This is a genomic window from Gelidibacter sediminis (assembly GCF_004364975.1).
GTDB lineage: Bacteria > Bacteroidota > Bacteroidia > Flavobacteriales > Flavobacteriaceae > Gelidibacter > Gelidibacter sediminis.
In genome coordinates this window covers 825,098-843,125 of the sequence record NZ_SOBW01000008.1, presented here as the reverse complement: position 1 = coordinate 843,125, position 18,028 = coordinate 825,098, and the positions used below count along the sequence as shown (strand labels likewise).

13 protein-coding genes are annotated in these 18,028 nt (G+C 38.0%); 1 reads left to right on the top strand and 12 read right to left on the bottom strand.

Annotation, left to right across the window (positions count from 1 at the left end):
* Nucleotides 1-3 precede the first annotated feature (3 nt).
* The 4 genes from BXY82_RS10425 to BXY82_RS10405 form a co-directional block, all read right to left on the bottom strand.
* Nucleotides 4-948: a hypothetical protein gene (locus BXY82_RS10425; protein WP_133758136.1), complete on the bottom strand. Its 945-nt coding sequence runs from the start codon at nucleotides 946-948 to the stop codon at nucleotides 4-6.
* Nucleotides 949-1,492: 544 nt separating this feature from the next.
* Nucleotides 1,493-2,695, bottom strand: a complete 1,203-nt coding sequence (locus BXY82_RS10420; protein ID WP_133758135.1) for an acyl-CoA dehydrogenase family protein — start codon at nucleotides 2,693-2,695, stop codon at nucleotides 1,493-1,495.
* Nucleotides 2,696-3,060: 365 nt separating this feature from the next.
* A complete protein-coding gene (locus BXY82_RS10410) occupies nucleotides 3,061-5,556 on the bottom strand; it encodes an ABC transporter permease (RefSeq protein WP_133758641.1) in 2,496 nt (831 codons plus the stop codon).
* Nucleotides 5,557-5,603: 47 nt separating this feature from the next.
* Entirely contained in the window at nucleotides 5,604-6,293 is a 690-nt protein-coding gene (locus tag BXY82_RS10405; RefSeq protein WP_133758133.1) for an ABC transporter ATP-binding protein, read from the bottom strand.
* Between the two features lie 25 nt (nucleotides 6,294-6,318).
* Between BXY82_RS10405 and BXY82_RS10400 the strand changes: the two genes are divergently transcribed.
* Nucleotides 6,319-7,062, top strand: a complete 744-nt coding sequence (locus tag BXY82_RS10400) for an arylesterase (protein ID WP_133758132.1) — start codon at nucleotides 6,319-6,321, stop codon at nucleotides 7,060-7,062.
* A gap of 390 nt (nucleotides 7,063-7,452) precedes the next feature.
* Here BXY82_RS10400 and BXY82_RS10395 read toward each other — a convergent pair whose 3' ends face one another.
* The 8 genes from BXY82_RS10395 to BXY82_RS10360 all read right to left on the bottom strand — a co-directional run bounded on the left by BXY82_RS10395 (nucleotide 7,453) and on the right by BXY82_RS10360 (nucleotide 17,907).
* On the bottom strand, nucleotides 7,453-8,007 hold the full coding sequence (locus tag BXY82_RS10395; protein ID WP_133758131.1) for a DUF421 domain-containing protein: 555 nt from the start codon (nucleotides 8,005-8,007) through the stop codon (nucleotides 7,453-7,455).
* Between the two features lie 272 nt (nucleotides 8,008-8,279).
* A complete protein-coding gene (locus BXY82_RS10390; protein WP_133758130.1) occupies nucleotides 8,280-9,050 on the bottom strand; it encodes a 3-hydroxybutyrate dehydrogenase in 771 nt (256 codons plus the stop codon).
* A complete protein-coding gene (locus tag BXY82_RS10385; RefSeq protein WP_133758129.1) occupies nucleotides 9,043-9,825 on the bottom strand; it encodes an alpha/beta fold hydrolase in 783 nt (260 codons plus the stop codon). Before BXY82_RS10385 ends, BXY82_RS10390 begins: the two co-directional genes overlap by 8 nt.
* Nucleotides 9,826-9,836: 11 nt before the next feature.
* Nucleotides 9,837-12,326 carry a TonB-dependent receptor gene (locus BXY82_RS10380; RefSeq protein WP_133758128.1) on the bottom strand — a complete coding sequence of 830 codons (2,490 nt, stop codon included), beginning with the start codon at nucleotides 12,324-12,326 and terminating at the stop codon, nucleotides 9,837-9,839.
* A gap of 157 nt (nucleotides 12,327-12,483) precedes the next feature.
* A complete protein-coding gene (locus BXY82_RS10375; RefSeq protein ID WP_133758127.1) occupies nucleotides 12,484-13,899 on the bottom strand; it encodes a hypothetical protein in 1,416 nt (471 codons plus the stop codon).
* A gap of 87 nt (nucleotides 13,900-13,986) precedes the next feature.
* Nucleotides 13,987-14,856 (bottom strand): alpha/beta fold hydrolase, encoded by an 870-nt coding sequence (locus tag BXY82_RS10370; protein ID WP_166643290.1) that lies wholly within the window; start codon nucleotides 14,854-14,856, stop codon nucleotides 13,987-13,989.
* 62 nt (nucleotides 14,857-14,918) lie between these two features.
* Nucleotides 14,919-16,424, bottom strand: coding sequence for a class I adenylate-forming enzyme family protein (locus BXY82_RS10365; protein ID WP_133758125.1), 1,506 nt, complete (start codon nucleotides 16,422-16,424; stop codon nucleotides 14,919-14,921).
* A complete protein-coding gene (locus tag BXY82_RS10360) occupies nucleotides 16,399-17,907 on the bottom strand; it encodes a sodium/pantothenate symporter (RefSeq protein WP_133758124.1) in 1,509 nt (502 codons plus the stop codon). Before BXY82_RS10360 ends, BXY82_RS10365 begins: the two co-directional genes overlap by 26 nt.
* Nucleotides 17,908-18,028: the final 121 nt, after the last annotated feature.

The window sequence follows — 18,028 nt, the reverse complement described above, 5'->3', positions numbered from 1 at the left end:
AGTCTAGTCCAACATAATAATTTGGCTTTTTAGTGCCCATTTGCCATCTTGCTCCACACTGCGGGTAACCGTAATTTTGTTGACACCTGATTTCTTAAAAACATCAATAAGTTTTAAGCCTTTATGCACTGTGGTGTTAATAAAAATCGGTTGGGTAAGTAAGGCGCCATTGGTGGCATTAAACACGTATAAGGTCTTGGATGTGGGCTTGATATCCCAAAAGCCAATCTCATCAGCACCATCTCTATTCAGGTCCTTGAGGTTTTCTAGCTCCGATTTGTACGCTCCTTTTATGGTGATATTCTCTAAGTCGCTACTACTAAAAACGATAATGCTCTCACACCCACCTTTACATTTTACGCCATCGTTATTTTGACCTTCAGTCGTCTCAGTTGAGATTACTTCTGGGGAAATGACCGTGGCATAATCTGATAATCCATCGCCATTAAAATCGCCAAAAAGCTGCCTTTTATTAGCGATAATGCGATTATTTTCGCGTGCCTTCGGAAAAATAGGAGCATCCAAATTGTTACCTGATTCAGCCACGCCTTCTCGTAGGATTCTAAAATCGCCGTTTTTAATTGTTACTGATAGATAAGAATCGTAATCAGTTTCTATTCCGTTATACCTAACGTGTGTGGTAAAGGTCACCAAATATTTTCCTGCCTCTTCCGTGACTTCAATTTCATCGTTTAAAATACTTTGGGTATAATCAGGAAATTGTTCAAATAGCATCTTTTTGTCCTGCATGACTTGTGCTCTGGTGCGTTGTTTCCCGTAATAGGAGACCACATTCATGTAATTAGGTGCTAAATAAGGCGATTTTAAAAGTGTATGCGCCTCATTCCATTGTTCTACAAATTTTCGTAGTTTATTTTCGTCATTAGAATTCACTTCTTTGCAGCCAAATAATAAGACGACAAACAGTAATGACATCACATACTTCATAAATTCATTGGGATTTTAGCTTTTATAAGAATGCTAAAGATACGTGATTTTTTGATGAGCTGAAGCGCGAATTCATGTTTCTAATACATCTACTTTGAGAAAACACAAGAAATATACAGTTACGAAACTCCAATTGTAAAGCATCTTTAATGAAGTGCGTGTTTTTTTGACACGAATTGCACGAATTTCACGAAGTTTTAAATCTGAACTAAAAACATAAACATTTCCACCAACCAAATCTAGATTCTAAATGCTAACAGTGAAGCGGTCTTAATTCTATAAGACACGAATTGCACGAATTTCACGAATTTTTAAATCTAAAATTAAAACATAAACATTTCCACCAACCAAGTCTTGATTCTTGATTCTAGCAGCGAAGCGGTCTTGATTCTATTGGACACGAATTGCACGAATTTCACGAAATTTTAAATCTGAAATTAAAACATAAACATTTCCACCATCCAAATCTTGATTCTTGATTCTTGCAGCGAAGCGGTCTAAATTCTTAATTCTAATAGCGAAGCGATCTTAATTCTTAATTCTATCAGCGAATCGGTCTAGATTCTTTCTTCATCTGCTCAAACACTTCCTTAAACAAGCCACGCGCAATCAATATTTTCATGATTTCATTGGTTCCAGCGTAAATTCTGGCCACACGGTTATCGGCATACATCCGCGCGATTGGGTAATCCCACATATAGCCATAGCCTCCAAAAAGCTGTAGACATTCGTCCACTACTTTACTGTGCATTTCGGTGGCAGAATATTTCGCCATAGATGCGCTTTCAGCAGTGAGTTGATGTGTCGATAACAATTGGGTACAGCGGTCTAAAAACGCTTGATGTAATTGTAGTTGCGTGGCACATTCGGCCAACTTGAATTGGGTGTTCTGGAAACCGGCAATAGGTTGTTTAAACGCCGTTCTGGTAGAGGTATAAGCAATGGTTTTTTCTATGGCTCCTTCTGCCCCACCAATGGCGTTTAGTGCTACTGTTAAGCGTTCTCTGGCCAATTCAGTCATCATAATTTTAAAGCCTAAACCTTCTTCACCCAATAAATTTTCTTTGGGGACTTTAACATTATCAAAAAACAGCTCGCAGGTATCTTGAGCTTTCATGCCAATTTTCTTAAACGGAATGCCTTTTTCAAATCCATTCCAAGCACTTTCCATAATCAATAAGGACACGCCTTCTTTTTCTGTCCCCGGATGGGTTTTTACAGCAACAATAGACATGTCGCACATATACCCATTGGTGATAAAAGTTTTCTGTCCGTTAACCAAATAATGGTCTCCTTTGTCAACAGCAGTAGTTCTAATCGCTTTTAAGTCGCTTCCACAATTGGGCTCAGTCATCCCGATAGACGTGATCATTTTACCGGAAGCCATTTTTGGGAGGTATGCCTCTTTTTGAGCCTTCGTCCCATATTTTAAAAGGTAAGGTGCTACAATATCTGAATGCAATGAAAACCCTGGGCCGTTAATGCCTTCTTTGCCTAATTCTTCAATAAAGAGCGCACTAAAACTATAATCCAATCCACTGCCACCATACTGCTCGGGCATGTCAATGCACAACAATCCCAATTCGCCCGCACGTTCCCAAATCTCGCGACTGACCATGCCATTGTTTTCCCATTCGTCTATATGATCCATGATCTCATTTTTTATGAAATCTTGAATCATTTGTTGCATCATTTTATGTTCTTCTGAAGCATAAATTTGACGTTCTATTAAAACATTTTGTAACATGGAAAGGTTATTGTTAGTGGATTAATTCAAGTCTTAAACAGATTCTAGTCTCTATTGCGTCTTTTGCTCCTTCTCCATAATATATAAAAGATGATCAATAGAATGGGCAGAATGATATAGACAATGAGATCAAAGGGATTGGAAAAATCCATGGGACTGTTATCATCTGGGTTTCGAGTCCCCGGTGGTAATTGGATGAGTAATGAATATAGTAAGTTACGCATTTTTTATGTATAAATGATTAGCACTCAATTTACGGAATAAATCAGTGAATATGAATTAAATAATAGCCGATTAAGTGCGGCTATAAAATAAAAAACCGTCCCGAAGAATTCGGAACGGTTAAATTTTACTAGTAGTTGTGTTTATGCTTCACGCCGCAATACCTCTAACGGTGAACTTCTCAACACGGTTTGAATGTTACTCAAGCCAATGACCAGTACTAACAAGGTAATACCTGGTAGAAACACTATAAATGGAATTAGTGACGGTATAAAAGGTTCTTTAAATACAAAAAGTGCCAAACACAAACTACTGATGAGGGCAAGGATAATACCTACCAAACTTCCCAACAACCCTAAAAACACATATTCAAAAGCTGAAATTTGTAAAATCTGTGAATTTTTTGCACCCAAGGTTCGTAGCAAGACACTTTCTTTAATCCTTTGGTATTTGCTAGTTCTTACCGAGCCAATTAAGACAATAATTCCCGTAATGATACTGAAAAAGGCCATAAAGTTGATCACCCAAGAAACCTGATCTAAAATATCCTCCACCAGGGTATAGACCTGGCGCAAATCAATGATGGTGACGTTGGGAAAATTGGAGACCAAATTCTGTTGCAGCGCTGCCGAACTGGCATCGTCAGGTACAGATGTGGTCAGCACATTAAATTGTGGTGCCTGTTCCAGTACACCTGCAGGAAAAACAATGGTAAAATTGAGCTGCATTTGTGCCCAATCTACTTTACGGATACTGCCTACGGTGGTTTTCATCAATACACCTTGAACATTAAAGACTACAGGATCGCCTACGCTCAGTTTGGCATCGTCGGCTAAATTATCTGAAATGGAGATGGCTATAGGATCATTGGTATTGATTTGCGAAACCCACTCGCCTTCTACCACTTCCTCGGATGGCGTCAAGGCATCCCGATAGGTCGTTCTAAACTCATGGTTTAAGACCCAACCGCGGATTTGGCGAGTGGTATCTTGACGCAGTTCATTCACCAATCTTCCATTAAGACTGTGCATCCGCATAGTCACCAACGGAATTTTATTAAGAACAGGTAAACTGTTCTCCGTAATAGTTTGAGCTACCGAATCCAATTGCGGCGGTTGCACATCTAATACGATGATGTTGGCATTTTCTGAAGTCTGCCCTACTTCTGTTTTTGACAACAGAATGTCTTTAGTGAAATACAGGGTGCTGATTAAAAATGTCCCCAAGCCAATCGCCACCACTAAAACTACGGTTTGGTTATTAGGGCGAAATAAATTTAGCAGACTTTGACGCGCGGTGAAATTCCAGTGCTTAGGAAAAAAGCGTTTTACGGCTTTGATAAACCCTAAGGCAACCCCGGCCAAAATCATAAAAGTAATCAGGGTACCAGCCACGAATGCCAAAGCATAGAGCGGCTCCTTTATCAACCACAATGAAAATAAATACAAGAACACCAATATGGCTCCAAATACAAGAAGTCGGATTTTAGTAGGTTCTTGAGAGGCTTTTTCATCCACGCGCAGCACATCCAAAGGTGATACATACCAAGTGCGTAATAAGGGCAACAGCGCAAATAATACGGACATGAACAGCCCTAAGAACACCCCAATCAAAATAGGTGCTGGCGTAATACTGATGACCAGTGTGAACGGTAAAAAGTCTTTAAGCAGATATGGAAATAATTGTTGAAGTCCCACCCCAATCAGCGAGCCTACTAAGCCGCCAACAATCCCGATGCCCGCAATTTGAATCAAGAAAATCAGAAAACTTTGAAGTCGGGATGCTCCCATACATTTTAAAACAGCGATGGCCCGTAATTTTTCTTTAATATAAATATGCACCGAGCTGGCTATACCTATACACCCTAATAACAAGGCAATAAAAGCGGCTAAATTCAAAAACTTGCCCACGTTGTCGTAACGCCTTCCCAAGCGGTTGGTAGTACTGGTATGCGTGTCTAAATCGGCATTCTCCAAATCGAGTTGCGGCTCTAATTGATCTTGAAGTTGTTTCAGATTAATAGTATCCGAAACCTTATAATAATATTGATATTCCTTTCGACTTCCAAATTGCAATAATTGAGTGGCTTCTATAAATCGGTACGGAACAACCACTGGCGGCGCTACAGAACTCGAAAACGCAGAACTTCCCGGAATCGATTTTAATGCGCCGGCAATTGGAAGTGTCAATTCTCCAATTTTGATGGAATCTCCAGGGTTAACGTTAAACTGCAACATTAAAGTGGCATCCACTAGCACTCCTCCAGATTCTTGGTAGGTTCCGGAAACAGCAGAAGGCTCTGTATCGAGGCTTCCATAAAATGGAAAACTACCTTCAAGACCACGCACCTGTACCAATTTTGTGCCACCATTTTTAGGGAACGCAATCATGGATACAAATTTGACTTCAGAAGCATCAGGCTGTAAAGAATCGATAATGGCTTGCGCACGCTCAGTTGGTACTTGTCTGGAATCGATGATAAAATCAGCTCCCATCAAGTTTTTTGACTGACGCTGAATATTGTCCTTTAAATTCGTGCTAAATAATTGAATAGACACCACGGCGGCAATACCCAAAATAATGGACGCCATAAATAAAAGTAAGCGTACTATGCTAGCTTTGGCATCACGCCAAGCCATTTTAAAAAGCCAAGGTGTTTGTAAGGAAGTGTTGTTATTGGAATTGTTCACAGTGCTGAAGTCAGTTGATTGGTTACTATTTTTCCGCCTTTAAGTTTTAGGATTTGTTGGGTTCGGTTGGCCAATTCTAAATCGTGCGTAATGATCACCAAGGTGGTGCCATTTTCTTTGTTGAGGTCAAATAATAATTGAATGACCTTCTCTCCTGTTTCTTCATCTAAGTTACCTGTAGGTTCATCAGCAAATAAAATGGATGGTGAATTTGCAAACGCGCGCGCTAGGGCTACACGCTGCTGTTCGCCACCCGAGAGTTGCGACGGATAATGGTGCACTCGATCACCGAGTCCTACTTTTTCCAATAAGATTTTACTCTTCTGGGTAGCATCTTTCGCGCCCTGTAATTCTAAAGGCACACTTACATTTTCGAGGGCGGTAAGGGTTGGTAACAACTGAAAATTCTGAAAAATAAATCCGACATTTTTGTTCCGCAATTGTGCGCGCTGGTCTTCATTTAAGCTATTTAAGCCCTGTCCACATAACTCCACATTGCCGGCATTGGGTTGGTCTAAACCAGCACAAATTCCTAACAAGGTGGTCTTTCCGCTGCCTGAAGGTCCGACAATAGAAAAGGTTTGGCCTTTCTCAACCTCAAAAGAGATGTCGTGTAAGACCGTTAATTGTTTGTTACCACTGGTATATGTTTTTTCCAACCCAGTAATCTTTAATATCTTTGACATTTAATTTTAATTTAAATAGCGATTTATGTTCGAGGCTCAAAATAAACAATTGCAATTACATCTACCAACGTCCAGCAGGCATAAACTCATAAAGTTTTGTTATTTTATCTTACCATTGTTGTTGTTTTCTTGTGGCGATTCTGATACAAAAAAAACTACAAATATCGAACAGACTGACACCCTGGTTGAAGAATCAACAACGCCAACAACTGCCACAAAAACTATTTTATGTTTTGGGGATAGTATCACGGCAGGCTATGGCTTGGAGGATACGACTGAAGCTTATCCGGCTTTGGTGCAACAAAAAATTGATTCTTTAAATTTGAATTATACGGTTATCAATTCAGGCGTCAGCGGTGAAACGACGGCGGGTGGAAAAAGCAGAATTGATTGGGTCATCAAGCAACCTATTGATATCTTTTTGTTAGAATTGGGTGCCAACGACGGTTTACGTGGTGTGGCCTTGTCTGAAACGCGCGCCAATTTACAGGCGATTATTGATGTGGTAAAATCAAAAAGCCCAGAGACGACTATTATTCTTGCAGGGATGGAACTACCTCCAAATATGGGTAAAACGTACACCACCGGATTTAGAGAATTGTATGCTGATCTTGCCGAAAAAAATAACCTAGAATTTATTCCATTTATATTGAAGGATGTTGGTGGCATTGCTGCTTTAAATCAAGGTGATGGTATTCACCCGAATGTAGAGGGGCATAAAATTTTGGCAGAAACGGTTTGGGAGACTTTGGAGCCTTTGTTGAAATAGGTTTGAGGGGTGAGGATTGAGGTTTTAGGTTTGATTCTGCTTCAGAACCACCTCGTCTTCTGCTTCTCTGCGGAATCAGAAGCCACTCCTCCTTAGAAAGGAGGAGAATTTTGGGATTTCAAAACTTATAAAATTTATAGTAAAATATATACTCATTGATAAGATAGAATTATCCTGAGGATATCGGAAAGGTATATTATACTTCTTTAATCAAGAATTCTATTTAATTGCAGCGAACTGTATAACTCAGCTGTAATTAGTTCTTTCAAAAAAAACCACCTCGTCCTCTGCTTCTTTGCTGAAGCTGAATCCACTCCTCCTTAAAAAGGAGGAGAATTTTGCGGTCCTGATGTATTTCATGAATTTCTATTGTATATAGATAGATTCATTTTATTCTTCTTGGTACGGCACTAAAACATAGCCGTCTCTTTCTTGGCCCTTTTCAAATTTGAAGACACTAATTTGTCCGGGTATTTCTAAATAGGCATATTCTACTTCACCCATATTTCGGATTCCTTTTAGTCGTAGCGAACTGTAAATCTCAGCTTTGGTAAGATTCTCTGATGTTAAGCTTTCTTCTATAAATTGGCCATCTTTTATGATCAAAGTCGGTTTTGAATCGACAAATTTGTCAAATCGTGGGAATCTTGTTTTTAGTTTTTCGATGAGGAGCTGCAAAATCAAGATCGTTAACATGACGATAATGGTATAAAGTATTGCCACACTCGGATAAAACATCACATCGCCCACGGCGGAGCCTAAAGCAATCACCAACAACAGCTCTAGGGTGGTAAGTTGTTGACGGGAGCGTTTTCCAGCTATCCGCAATAACAATATAGCCATAATATAAATGACCACTACGCGTAAAAACAGTTCGGCCAAGAAGAACAAGGGCTGTTCCCCTACAAATATTCGTGCCCAATCAAATGAAGTTACCTGATCCATTATGAATAAATTTAGATTCCTACAATTTACGAAAATTGGAAATGCGAAATCAAGTGAGAATCATTTTAAAAACAACCGCGTCTTCTGCATCTCTACCGAATCCACTCCTCCTTAAAAAGGAGGAGAATTTGGGATACGATTAATTTTATAAATTCATTCAATTCAGACTTAAATTGAAATAGTCATTAATTTAGAATCATAAAACACAATACCCCGAAAGCGGAACCGTCGGGGCATTGAACTCAACTATTAAAATTAAATTAGCAGTAGTATTATTGGGCACTCCAGCCGCCATCTAGGGTGAATGAGGTCCCAGTAATTGTTGTTGAAGATTCTTTGGCTAACAAAATTGCCATATCTGCAATGGCTTTTGCTGGGACAAATTGTTTTACGGCTTGCTTTTTAAGCATGACTTTTTCAACCACTTCTTCTTCCGTCATATTATGGACTTTGGCCTGATCTTTTATCTGGCCTTCCACCAAAGGTGTTTTGACGTAGCCAGGACAAATGGCATTACAGGTAATATTAAAAGGTGCACCTTCTAAAGCCAAAACTTTAGTCATCCCAATGACGCCGTGTTTGGCCGCCACGTAAGCCGATTTAAATTCGGATGCTCGTAATCCGTGGACGGAAGAAATATTGATAATCCTACCAAATTTCTGCTGTTTCATCTGACCCCAAGCCGCTTTTGAAGCATAGAATACTGCATTCATATTAATGGCAATAATGTTTTCATACTTGATATTTGGAAAGTCTTCAATTGGCGACACATGTTGAATTCCGGCGTTATTCACCAATACATGCAACGCTCCAAATTTAGAAATGGTCTCCGCAATCAAACCTTCAACAGCTTCAGGTTGTAATAAATTCGCATTAGAAAAGGCCACTTTTACCTTATGCTTCGCGCCTATTTTTTCTGCAATCTCAGCACCGTTTGTTTCTAAACCATGAAACATTACATGATAACCATTCTTTGCGAATTTCTTCGCTATGGTCAATCCTATACCACTAGTGCTTCCTGTAATGAGTACGATTTTATTCATTTTTTAAAAATTTTTCGAGCACTTTATTAAACGCGTCTGGTTGATCTAAAACAACACCGTGTCTTGAATTTTTAATCACAGCTAACTGTGCGTTTTGCATCCTCTCTACATACGCCTGTTTAAAGGCCACAGGTGTATAATCCATATCAGACGCCACCACAAGTGTTCTTGCCTTAATTGTCTCCAATTGTGCTCCCAGTCCCCAGTTCATCAAAGTCACAAAAGCTTGATAATAGGCATTGTGGTTATTATTTTTACATCGCTCTTCAAAGGCATTTCTCAATTTGAACTGGTGTGGTTCAGGAAACATATTAAACGCAATCTCTTTTGCTAGTAGTTTCAAGCCTTTAGTTTTCAAAAATTGAGTTCTACTATTAAGCAATTCTTCGCCAATGGTTCCCATGTTATTGAAATCCGGACTACTATTAACAATCACTATTTTATGAATATAGTTGGGATGGCTTACTGCCATCTGAAAAGCAATAGCGCCGCCCATTGAAAACCCTACCAGGGTAGCCTTGTCAATTTGCAACAGGTCCATAAAGGTTTTGACATCTTCAGTCATCACCAGTACGCCATAATCATCTGTTGGTATGCTAGAGTTGCCATGGCCTCTTAAGTCTACCGTAATAACGCGATAGTTTTTAGAAAAGAAAGGGACTTGAGCGTCCCAATCTTTTTTTGTTGATCCTAATCCGTGAAGCAATAGAAGCACTTGTCCCTTTCCATGGTCTTCATAATCAAGTTCAATGTTATTCACTTGTATTTTTGACATGCTTAAGAAACTTAGTTGGTTGCTACTGTCTGATTTTTAAAGAAGTTGATTTTGTATTTTAGCTCAAAAGAAATCAACGTATTGATTACTGGTGACGCCACAAATTCTCTTACTTCAGCATTGAATAAATTTGTAATGCTCATCCCTAAAGACAAATTATCTGTAAAGTTATAACCTGCATTAGCATCTACTGTAAAACCTCCCAATTGACCGTAATTCCAAGTTCTACCAACTCTAGCGTTTTCAACAATCTCATTTACACCATCACCATCTAAGTCTTGCGTTTTCGCAGCAATATTAATTCCTGAGAAGAAATCGTATTTTTGAACATAACGTCCAAAAATAGAACCGTAAAATTTCCCTTGATTATAGTGAAACCCTAAGCTAAATTTATGGTTTGGTGTATTGATAGGCAATTCACTCTCAAGAACTTTTCCATCTAAATTACCATCGTTAGCCATATCTGTTAAGTCAAGATCACGATCAAAATAAGAGTAATTAAACGCCGCTCTAAAACTATCAGTAAAATAGTAGTTTAGGCCAACATCAAGTCCGTAAGTATCTACATAGCCAAAGTTTAAATAGGTCAATATAAATGCACCGTTAGACCCTTGTACAACTTCACCAATTGGTTTGTCTCCAACATGCGTCACAAAGTTTCCTGTAGCCGTACCCGCAACATTCACTAATGGACTTATAAAATTATCCGACTGATTATAATAGGCATTCGTATCAATAAACAATTTGTCTGAAATTTTGCCTTTGTAGCCAATTTCATAAGAATTGATGGTTTCTACATCCAATTTGGCAATTTTAGTACCATCTTTTAGTGTGAAACCTTCCCCATTTCCTAAAACTAAGCCACCAAATAAATTTCCTTTTAAGTTTAGAATAGATGGCACGGCAATTCCTTTACCATAAGTTATTCTAAAAGTGCCATTATTTACTTTTTTGGTAATAGCAGCTTTAGGGATAAAATTGGACCCGTATAAATCATGGTTATCCAAACGACCGCCAAGGAGAAATCCCCATCCTGAGTCTTCTAATTTATACTCCAACTGTGTATAGATACCTGTTTGTGCCAAATCTATACCACCATCATCCAATAAATAAGTTCCTTTAGAATCTGCCATGTCAAGTTGATACTGAGCGCCTAGAGTAAGGTAAAAGGCATCCCAATTATTATTGTATTGCGCTTCAGCATTAAAACGTTTTGAAGCATCCTTAAACACCGCACCTCGTGGCAACACAATTCCCGTTCCTTCACCCGTAGGAAACCATTGCTCTGTATAGGAGCGCTCGCGGGCTTCCTGTTCAGAAAATCCGTTATCAATAAATGAAACGTAGTTTTGGGTACGCTGATTCATGGCATAGGTATCATCTGTTTTACTCCAAGTATAGTATGTATTCGCAAAGAAGTTTTTAGACACAAATTTTACTTGTGCCACATCAATACTCCAGTCTTTAATTTGGTTACGCCCCGCATTGGTAGCGCCAATATTGTTCGTGTTACTATGGCCGTAATAACCAATCAATTCAGAACCTTTGGTAGGCTTGTAGTATAAAGATGCACCATATTTTTGGGAATCGAAATCGCGATCCAATTCAAGTTCTTTGTAAGCTTTTGTGCCTACATATACACTGTCAACATAATCATATTCCGTTCCTTGAGATCTCTCAAAATGAAATTTATAGGCAAATTTGTCGTCAATTACTTGTGCGTGTCTCAATCTTGCAGTTAAAACACTTTGGTTACCTGCGCCAATTGCAAAAGTTGTGCCTTCAGAAGTTCTAGGTTTTTTTGTAATGGTACTCACAAGCCCGTTATGCGCATTAGGTCCGTAAAGTGTTCCATTAGGTCCTAAAAGAATTTCAACTCGTTCAATATCATCTTTAGTTACCGTAGAAAATGAGCCTAATGGCAATCCGGTAGCAATCAGAGAAGACAAACGATCATCAGTAACTTGTAAGTTTTTAGAGTTGAAAGCAGAATTAAAACCTCTTATGTTAATTCCAGTTCCTAAAACACCACTTCTTACAAAGTCTACCCCTTTTTGTCTTGCCGCAAGTTCACCTATATTAAAGCTAGGAAATTCTTCAATTTCTCTCGCAGTAATCACATTTACAGTCGCTGGAACATCTGTAATTTTTTGTGGCTTTTTGTTTGCAGTTAAGATAATTTCATCCAACACTGTATCAGAATCTTTTAAAGAGACATCCACTTGGGTTGTTTGACCAGCAGTTACCAAAATATTCTTGGTATTCGTTTCGTAACCAATATAGGAAACAGCCACGTTATACGTGCCAACATTGACATTTTCAATGGTATAACGGCCATCAAAATCAGTCATGGCACCTTTATTCAGAATTTTAATAGACACAGTTGCACCAGATAAAGGCATGCCCTTGGCATCTGTAATTAAGCCGCTTACGGTTCCTGTATCTTGGGCGTTAACCACAAAAGAACCAATTAAGGTTAGTAAAAAGAGTAGTTTTTTCATAATTGTGAATATGGATTGAGTTCGTTTAGGTGGCAATCTATTATGAATTACAAAACAAAACGCGGCAAAACCAAAAGGTTTTAAGTGTGACTTTATACTATAAATAGACTTTAAATCCTATAGACACATTATATATGCTATGAAATTTTATAGAAACTTAGATATGTGACTTTAGTTTTAAAAAGGCTTCAGGTAAATTTTTTGAAAGCCGATCAATCACCTTAATCATCAATTGTTTTTGATTTGTGGTGGGTTTGATATCTATGAGTGGCGCCTTTATTTCGTCCAATAAACGCGTTGAATTGATCTTGCCTTCCATATAGCGCGACAAGGATATACTCCATGAAATATTTGGCACATAATTCTTTTGTTTCTGGCGTTCTTCCTCCTTTTCTATGAGTCCGAATTTTGTGGAAAGTTTTAAAACGTCTTCATATTTCTCCTGCGCGATTAAGGTTCCAATATAGGAGGTGAAAAAATGGTGCCAACGGTGTTTTAAGACTTCGTTTTTATACTTTCTCAAAAAAGTTTTGGCGGTAGCTTCCGCAAGTTCGTTTTTATGAAGTTCAGATAAGACGCGAATTTGGTAGGAACAATACCCTATTTTTTGATGGTAATTATGGGTTTCCTTATAAAGATCTTTATGTTTCTCCAACAACAGATACGCCTTATCAGGTTTGTTATTACGCAACAAAATGGCAACCAGATTATTCAAATACATCAGGGTGTCATTGTTGTTTTGACGGATGGAGAGATAGCCATAATATTCAGCTTCCTTCAATTCATCTTGTTTGGAATGCAGTAGTACACGACTCGCATAATAATTGGATAACAAACGTCTTGAATACATTTTTCCTTGACTGAAGTAAAAGTCAATTTGATCGAATAGCACTTTTAACTTATCATTTTCATTGTAATTGGTATACATGAAGGCGAGTAATACAAAGGCCTGATACCTGTTTTTACCGCTAATGAAATCATCATTAAAAACTTCCAATAACCACGCTTCCAAATGCTTCGTTTCGTTATTATTGAGGGTGTATTGATTGGTGATTTCAGTTGTGGCGGTGTATAATTTTTCCTTTATAGTGATGGCTTTTGAATAGGAAGGATTGAATTCCTTAATAAAATCAGCCACGACTTGATGGTCCTTATACCGCATCCTCACCAATAGAAATGACTTATATTCTTTGGCTAATTCATATAAATTCTGGAAATTAAAATCGACTGCCTTATAACCACTGATATAGTTCAGGAATTGCTTTTCTTCATTTGATGATATGGCATCCGTTAGGATTTTCTGATTCAAGGACATGAGCCAACCAATAGTGGCATCAACGTCTATGCTTAGCAATTTCCGTGCAATCCAATCTTTTATATAAGAATATTTTCGCTTATCTATGGCATCGTCATAATCCTTTCTTGTAGATTGAGACAGTGCATTGGCAATAACCAATTGGATGATTTGAAGCTTTTCTTCATCGACAAATTGATATTGTCCCTGAAGGTATTTAGCTTCGTTTGGCAATATCGTTTTGCTAAATTCAGTGAATTTTTTAAGCTTCGTCTTCATGGTTTCAAATATAGCAGAAACTGTAGGTTATAAGGCATCCTGCTTATGGTTCTAAATAAATAGAATGATGTTAAATTTAAAATTGATTTAGTTTCCAGACACAAATTCTTGGATGAGTGCGTTAACCTCAGATGGCTTTTCAAATTGCACAAAATGACCTGCATTTTCAATACATTCCAAACGAGCATTTGGAATATACTTTAACGCGATTTCACCAACCGCTTTAGTAGTAAGCGTTGGATTAAAATAACGGTTTGGAATCAACATATCCTTATCTCCAAAAATAACCAATGTGGGCTGCGAAATAGATTTCAGGTCGTTGTGAATTGGATCATTCAACATACCAGAAACACTGTTAACAATGGCATTGCAATGGGCATCAAAATCTGAAGCTTCTTTAATTCGGATTCTGTCCGCTATCATTTTTGAAACCTCTTCAGGCTGATCATGAAAATTTAAAGCGTAGTTTTTTACAATTTGTTCATCCGTGGTGTTTTTAACAGATTCCGGTGTTAAAAAGGATTTCATAAGGTTACCGCTAGCTTCAGAAAACTGCTCTAAACCTGCTGGTGCCACAAGAATCAGTTTTTCTATAGTTTCAGGATGATGTACAGCCAATTTAACACTTGCTTGCCCACCCATTGAATGACCTACCAAAATAATGTTTTTCAAGGCTAACTTTTCAATAAATTTGTATAGAATTTCAGCAAAATATGATGCTGTGTAATCTGCCTCAGGTTTAGAAGATTTTCCATAACCAGGTAAATCTAAAGCCACACAGGTATACTCATTTTTAAGAGCATCAATATTTTTAGACCATGCATCAGCATTACTGCTCAACCCATGTACAAAAAGCAATGTTTTTTCTCCGGAACCTTCTTTGATATAACTGATTTCCAAATCGTCCACTGTAACCATTTGGCTTTTAAAATCATAATCAGAAAGTAGCTCTTTCATAGGTTTTTGAGAATATACACAAGCGTTAAAAAGAATAAATGCAAAAAGGAAGCTTAGCTGTTTCATGGTTTGGCTGTGATTGTATTATAGTACGTTAAGAGTTGTTTTCGGGATACTTTCCCTAAACTTGTCTGCGGAATGTCGTTTAATATAAAGATATACTTAGGATGTTTAAATGCGACGAGATTAGGTTTTAAAAATGTCCTTATTTCAGCTACAGAGAGTTGTGCGTCTGATGAGGCTACAAAGGCAATGCCACATTGGCCCCATTTTTCATCTTTTACACTTAACACTACCGCCTTATCAATAGCTTCCATAGCTTCCAATTGGGTTTCTATTTCCTGCGGATAAATATTTTCGCCACCTGAAATATACATGTCATTTTTTCGGCCTTTCATATACAAAAAACCTTCTGCATCACTATAGGCGAAGTCGCCCGTAAAAAGCCATCCTTTTTTTATTTTGTTATTTGTTTTTACCGAATTATTCCAATATCCAGGGGTAACAATATCGCCTTTAATGCACAGTTCCCCTACTTCAGTTGGCGGCACCACATCACCTTTTTTATTGACGATTTTTATACTTAAATAAAAGTTGGGTTTCCCAATGGAATTTGGTTTAAGATGCGCCATTTTATGATGTAACGAGGTAATGCTTGGTCCGGCTTCCGTTAAACCATAGCCTGGCCTGATGTAAATGTTTTTTTCTTCTTTCCAATAGGCAACGAGTTCTGAAGGGACTTTCTCGCCTCCTGAAATGATATAACGTAATTTGCGGAGGTTAACATTTTTAAAAATAGGTGCTTTTTGCATCATCAAGAGCATTGTTGGAAGCGCCATAAACAAGGTGGTCTTGTTAAGTTCTAACAAACACAAGGTTTTTTCAGCATCAAATTTTTCTAACATGCCTATATGAGCACCTTTGTGCAATAAAGGTGTGATAAATACATTCCACCCAGAAGTGTGGTAGGGAGGCAAAATGTTAATGGTAGAATCCCTAAAAGTGATTCCGAGTTGCATAGACGTGTTGAGACTGTTCCAAAATAACATCTTATTGGTGTAAATAACGCCTTTTGGAGTACCCGTGGTGCCGGAAGTGTAAAATATAAATAAAGGATTATCCTCTTTAATCTCGAAGTTTTTTACTGGAGTAGCACTAGGGGATTCATAGTAATCTCTTAAGGTGTCAAACGAAATTGTTTTTAAATTTTGATTGGCGAGTTGTGCTACTTTAGGTTGATGGTTCTGATTATAAATAAGTAAACTTGGCGTACAGTCGGCAATGAGCTTTGAAATCTCACGTTGCGACAGTCGGTAATTTAGAGGCACCATAATCACGCCCATTCTCTGACACGCCACAAACAGTACAATATATTCCAAACCGTGCTCAGATAAAACAGCTATTCTGTCACCTTCTTCTATATGGCGTGCAGCAAATTTTTTAGTTAATTGATTGGCATAGTTGTGCAAGTCGCTATACGTATAACTTTTATTCGAGTCATACGAAGTGATTGCAATTTTTTCAGGCGTATAATCCGCCCATTTAGCTATCCAATCTAATGTGTCCACGTTGTTTCTTTTCGTCTAATTTATAAAATATATACCCTACAATGAGTGATACTACAATTCCAATTGCTGCAGATACTCCAGGATTGTTAACCGGCTCTTGCATATACGGGGTTAATCTGCCATAATAAATTCCAAAATGAACCACAATAGCGGTGATGCTGGCAATAAAGACAGACCTTGTAGAAACGTTTTTCAAGAATGTTCCGAATAACACCGGTACAAAAGCAGCGGCAAAATAGGCATACACACCGTTTTGCGCGAAAATAGCCACACTAATATCCGGATTTTTAATTTGGTTCCAGCTCAACAGGAAACTCACAATTCCTAGTACTACGATTACCGCTTTATTGATAGAAATAGTGTTTTTAGTAAACTTATCCTTAAACAGCGGATTAATAATATCTGACGTAATGGTGATGGATAAGGATTGTATCAAACTCTCCAAGGTAGATAATCCTGCGGAAATTAGCCCCACCACAATTACTAGTCCAACACCTACAGAGAATTTTGTGACCACATAGGTTGGAATGATTTCATCCATTTTTAAGGTTGTGCCGTTGACGGTGAAATCCGGAAAATTGATACGGGCGTAAAGCCCAACAATAACCACCAAAAAGAAGATGACCATAAACGCAATTCCACTAAATAGATACGTGTTTACTTTAGTTGCATCTTTTAATAATAATGATTTGGTGATGATGTGCGGTTGACAAACAATAGCGACACCAATGACAATTTGGGTGACGATAATTTCAAAATAATCACGAAAAAGGAAACTTGACGGATTGGTTGGCTTAGTTAAATTAGGGTCGATAGCATTTAATTTTTGCATAAAACCATCTATCCCGTCCGTAAAATATTCCGCACCAGAACCAATTAAAATGATGGCCACTATACACATGATAATCGCTTGAATAGTATTGGTATAAACCATAGAGTTTGCACCACCAAACATCATATATCCAAATACAAACGTGGTAATCGCCATCAACACGTAAAAAGGTTCTGCATTCAGAGATTTTGAAATGACTTGGGTAAGCCCAACATTAATCAATACGATAAATGTCATTAATAAGAGTGCGACAAACGCGAAGAAAATAGCATAGTTTTTACTTTTATAGCGCTTACCAATCCATTGTGCCATTGTAGTGGCCTTAACGGCTTTCCCTTGTTTGGCAAAACCTTTGGTAAACACAATCAACGAAATAAATGCTGCAAGGGGCAATACCAAGGCAAAAGAAATCACACCTGAAATACCGTATAGCGCTATAAATCCTGGATTGATGATAAAGGTTGCCGCACTGGTCATAGATGCTGCCAAAGATAATCCGACAACCCAAGCAGGGAACCCAATATTTCCAACCGCATAATCCTGAAGATCTTTATTTTTACGTGCACCTCTAATCACAAAAAATAAAATGACCGCTGCGTAAACGGCCAATAAAATCCACATATAAGTCACTAAGGTTTCTGATGCAATCATTACTTTAAAATGTTTGAAAACAAATAACAAACTTTATGTTTTGATTGTTATCTATTTTTACAATTCTTAGGGTGCGACTTTTATGTTATATGGTATAAATTCTCTTGAATTGTAAACATAG

Bases quoted from the DNA above. Each gene is read 5' to 3' on its own strand.
- BXY82_RS10425 (WP_133758136.1), bottom strand. From the start codon at position 948: ATGAAGTATGTGATGTCATTACTGTTTGTCGTCTTATTATTTGGCTGC.
- BXY82_RS10420 (WP_133758135.1), bottom strand. From the start codon at position 2,695: ATGTTACAAAATGTTTTAATAGAACGTCAAATTTATGCTTCAGAAGAA.
- BXY82_RS10410 (WP_133758641.1), bottom strand. From the start codon at position 5,556: ATGGCTTGGCGTGATGCCAAAGCTAGCATAGTACGCTTACTTTTATTT.
- BXY82_RS10405 (WP_133758133.1), bottom strand. From the start codon at position 6,293: ATGTCAAAGATATTAAAGATTACTGGGTTGGAAAAAACATATACCAGT.
- BXY82_RS10400 (WP_133758132.1), top strand. From the start codon at position 6,319: ATGTTCGAGGCTCAAAATAAACAATTGCAATTACATCTACCAACGTCC.
- BXY82_RS10395 (WP_133758131.1), bottom strand. From the start codon at position 8,007: ATGGATCAGGTAACTTCATTTGATTGGGCACGAATATTTGTAGGGGAA.
- BXY82_RS10390 (WP_133758130.1), bottom strand. From the start codon at position 9,050: ATGAATAAAATCGTACTCATTACAGGAAGCACTAGTGGTATAGGATTG.
- BXY82_RS10385 (WP_133758129.1), bottom strand. From the start codon at position 9,825: ATGTCAAAAATACAAGTGAATAACATTGAACTTGATTATGAAGACCAT.
- BXY82_RS10380 (WP_133758128.1), bottom strand. From the start codon at position 12,326: ATGAAAAAACTACTCTTTTTACTAACCTTAATTGGTTCTTTTGTGGTT.
- BXY82_RS10375 (WP_133758127.1), bottom strand. From the start codon at position 13,899: ATGAAGACGAAGCTTAAAAAATTCACTGAATTTAGCAAAACGATATTG.
- BXY82_RS10370 (WP_166643290.1), bottom strand. From the start codon at position 14,856: ATGAAAGAGCTACTTTCTGATTATGATTTTAAAAGCCAAATGGTTACA.
- BXY82_RS10360 (WP_133758124.1), bottom strand. From the start codon at position 17,907: ATGATTGCATCAGAAACCTTAGTGACTTATATGTGGATTTTATTGGCC.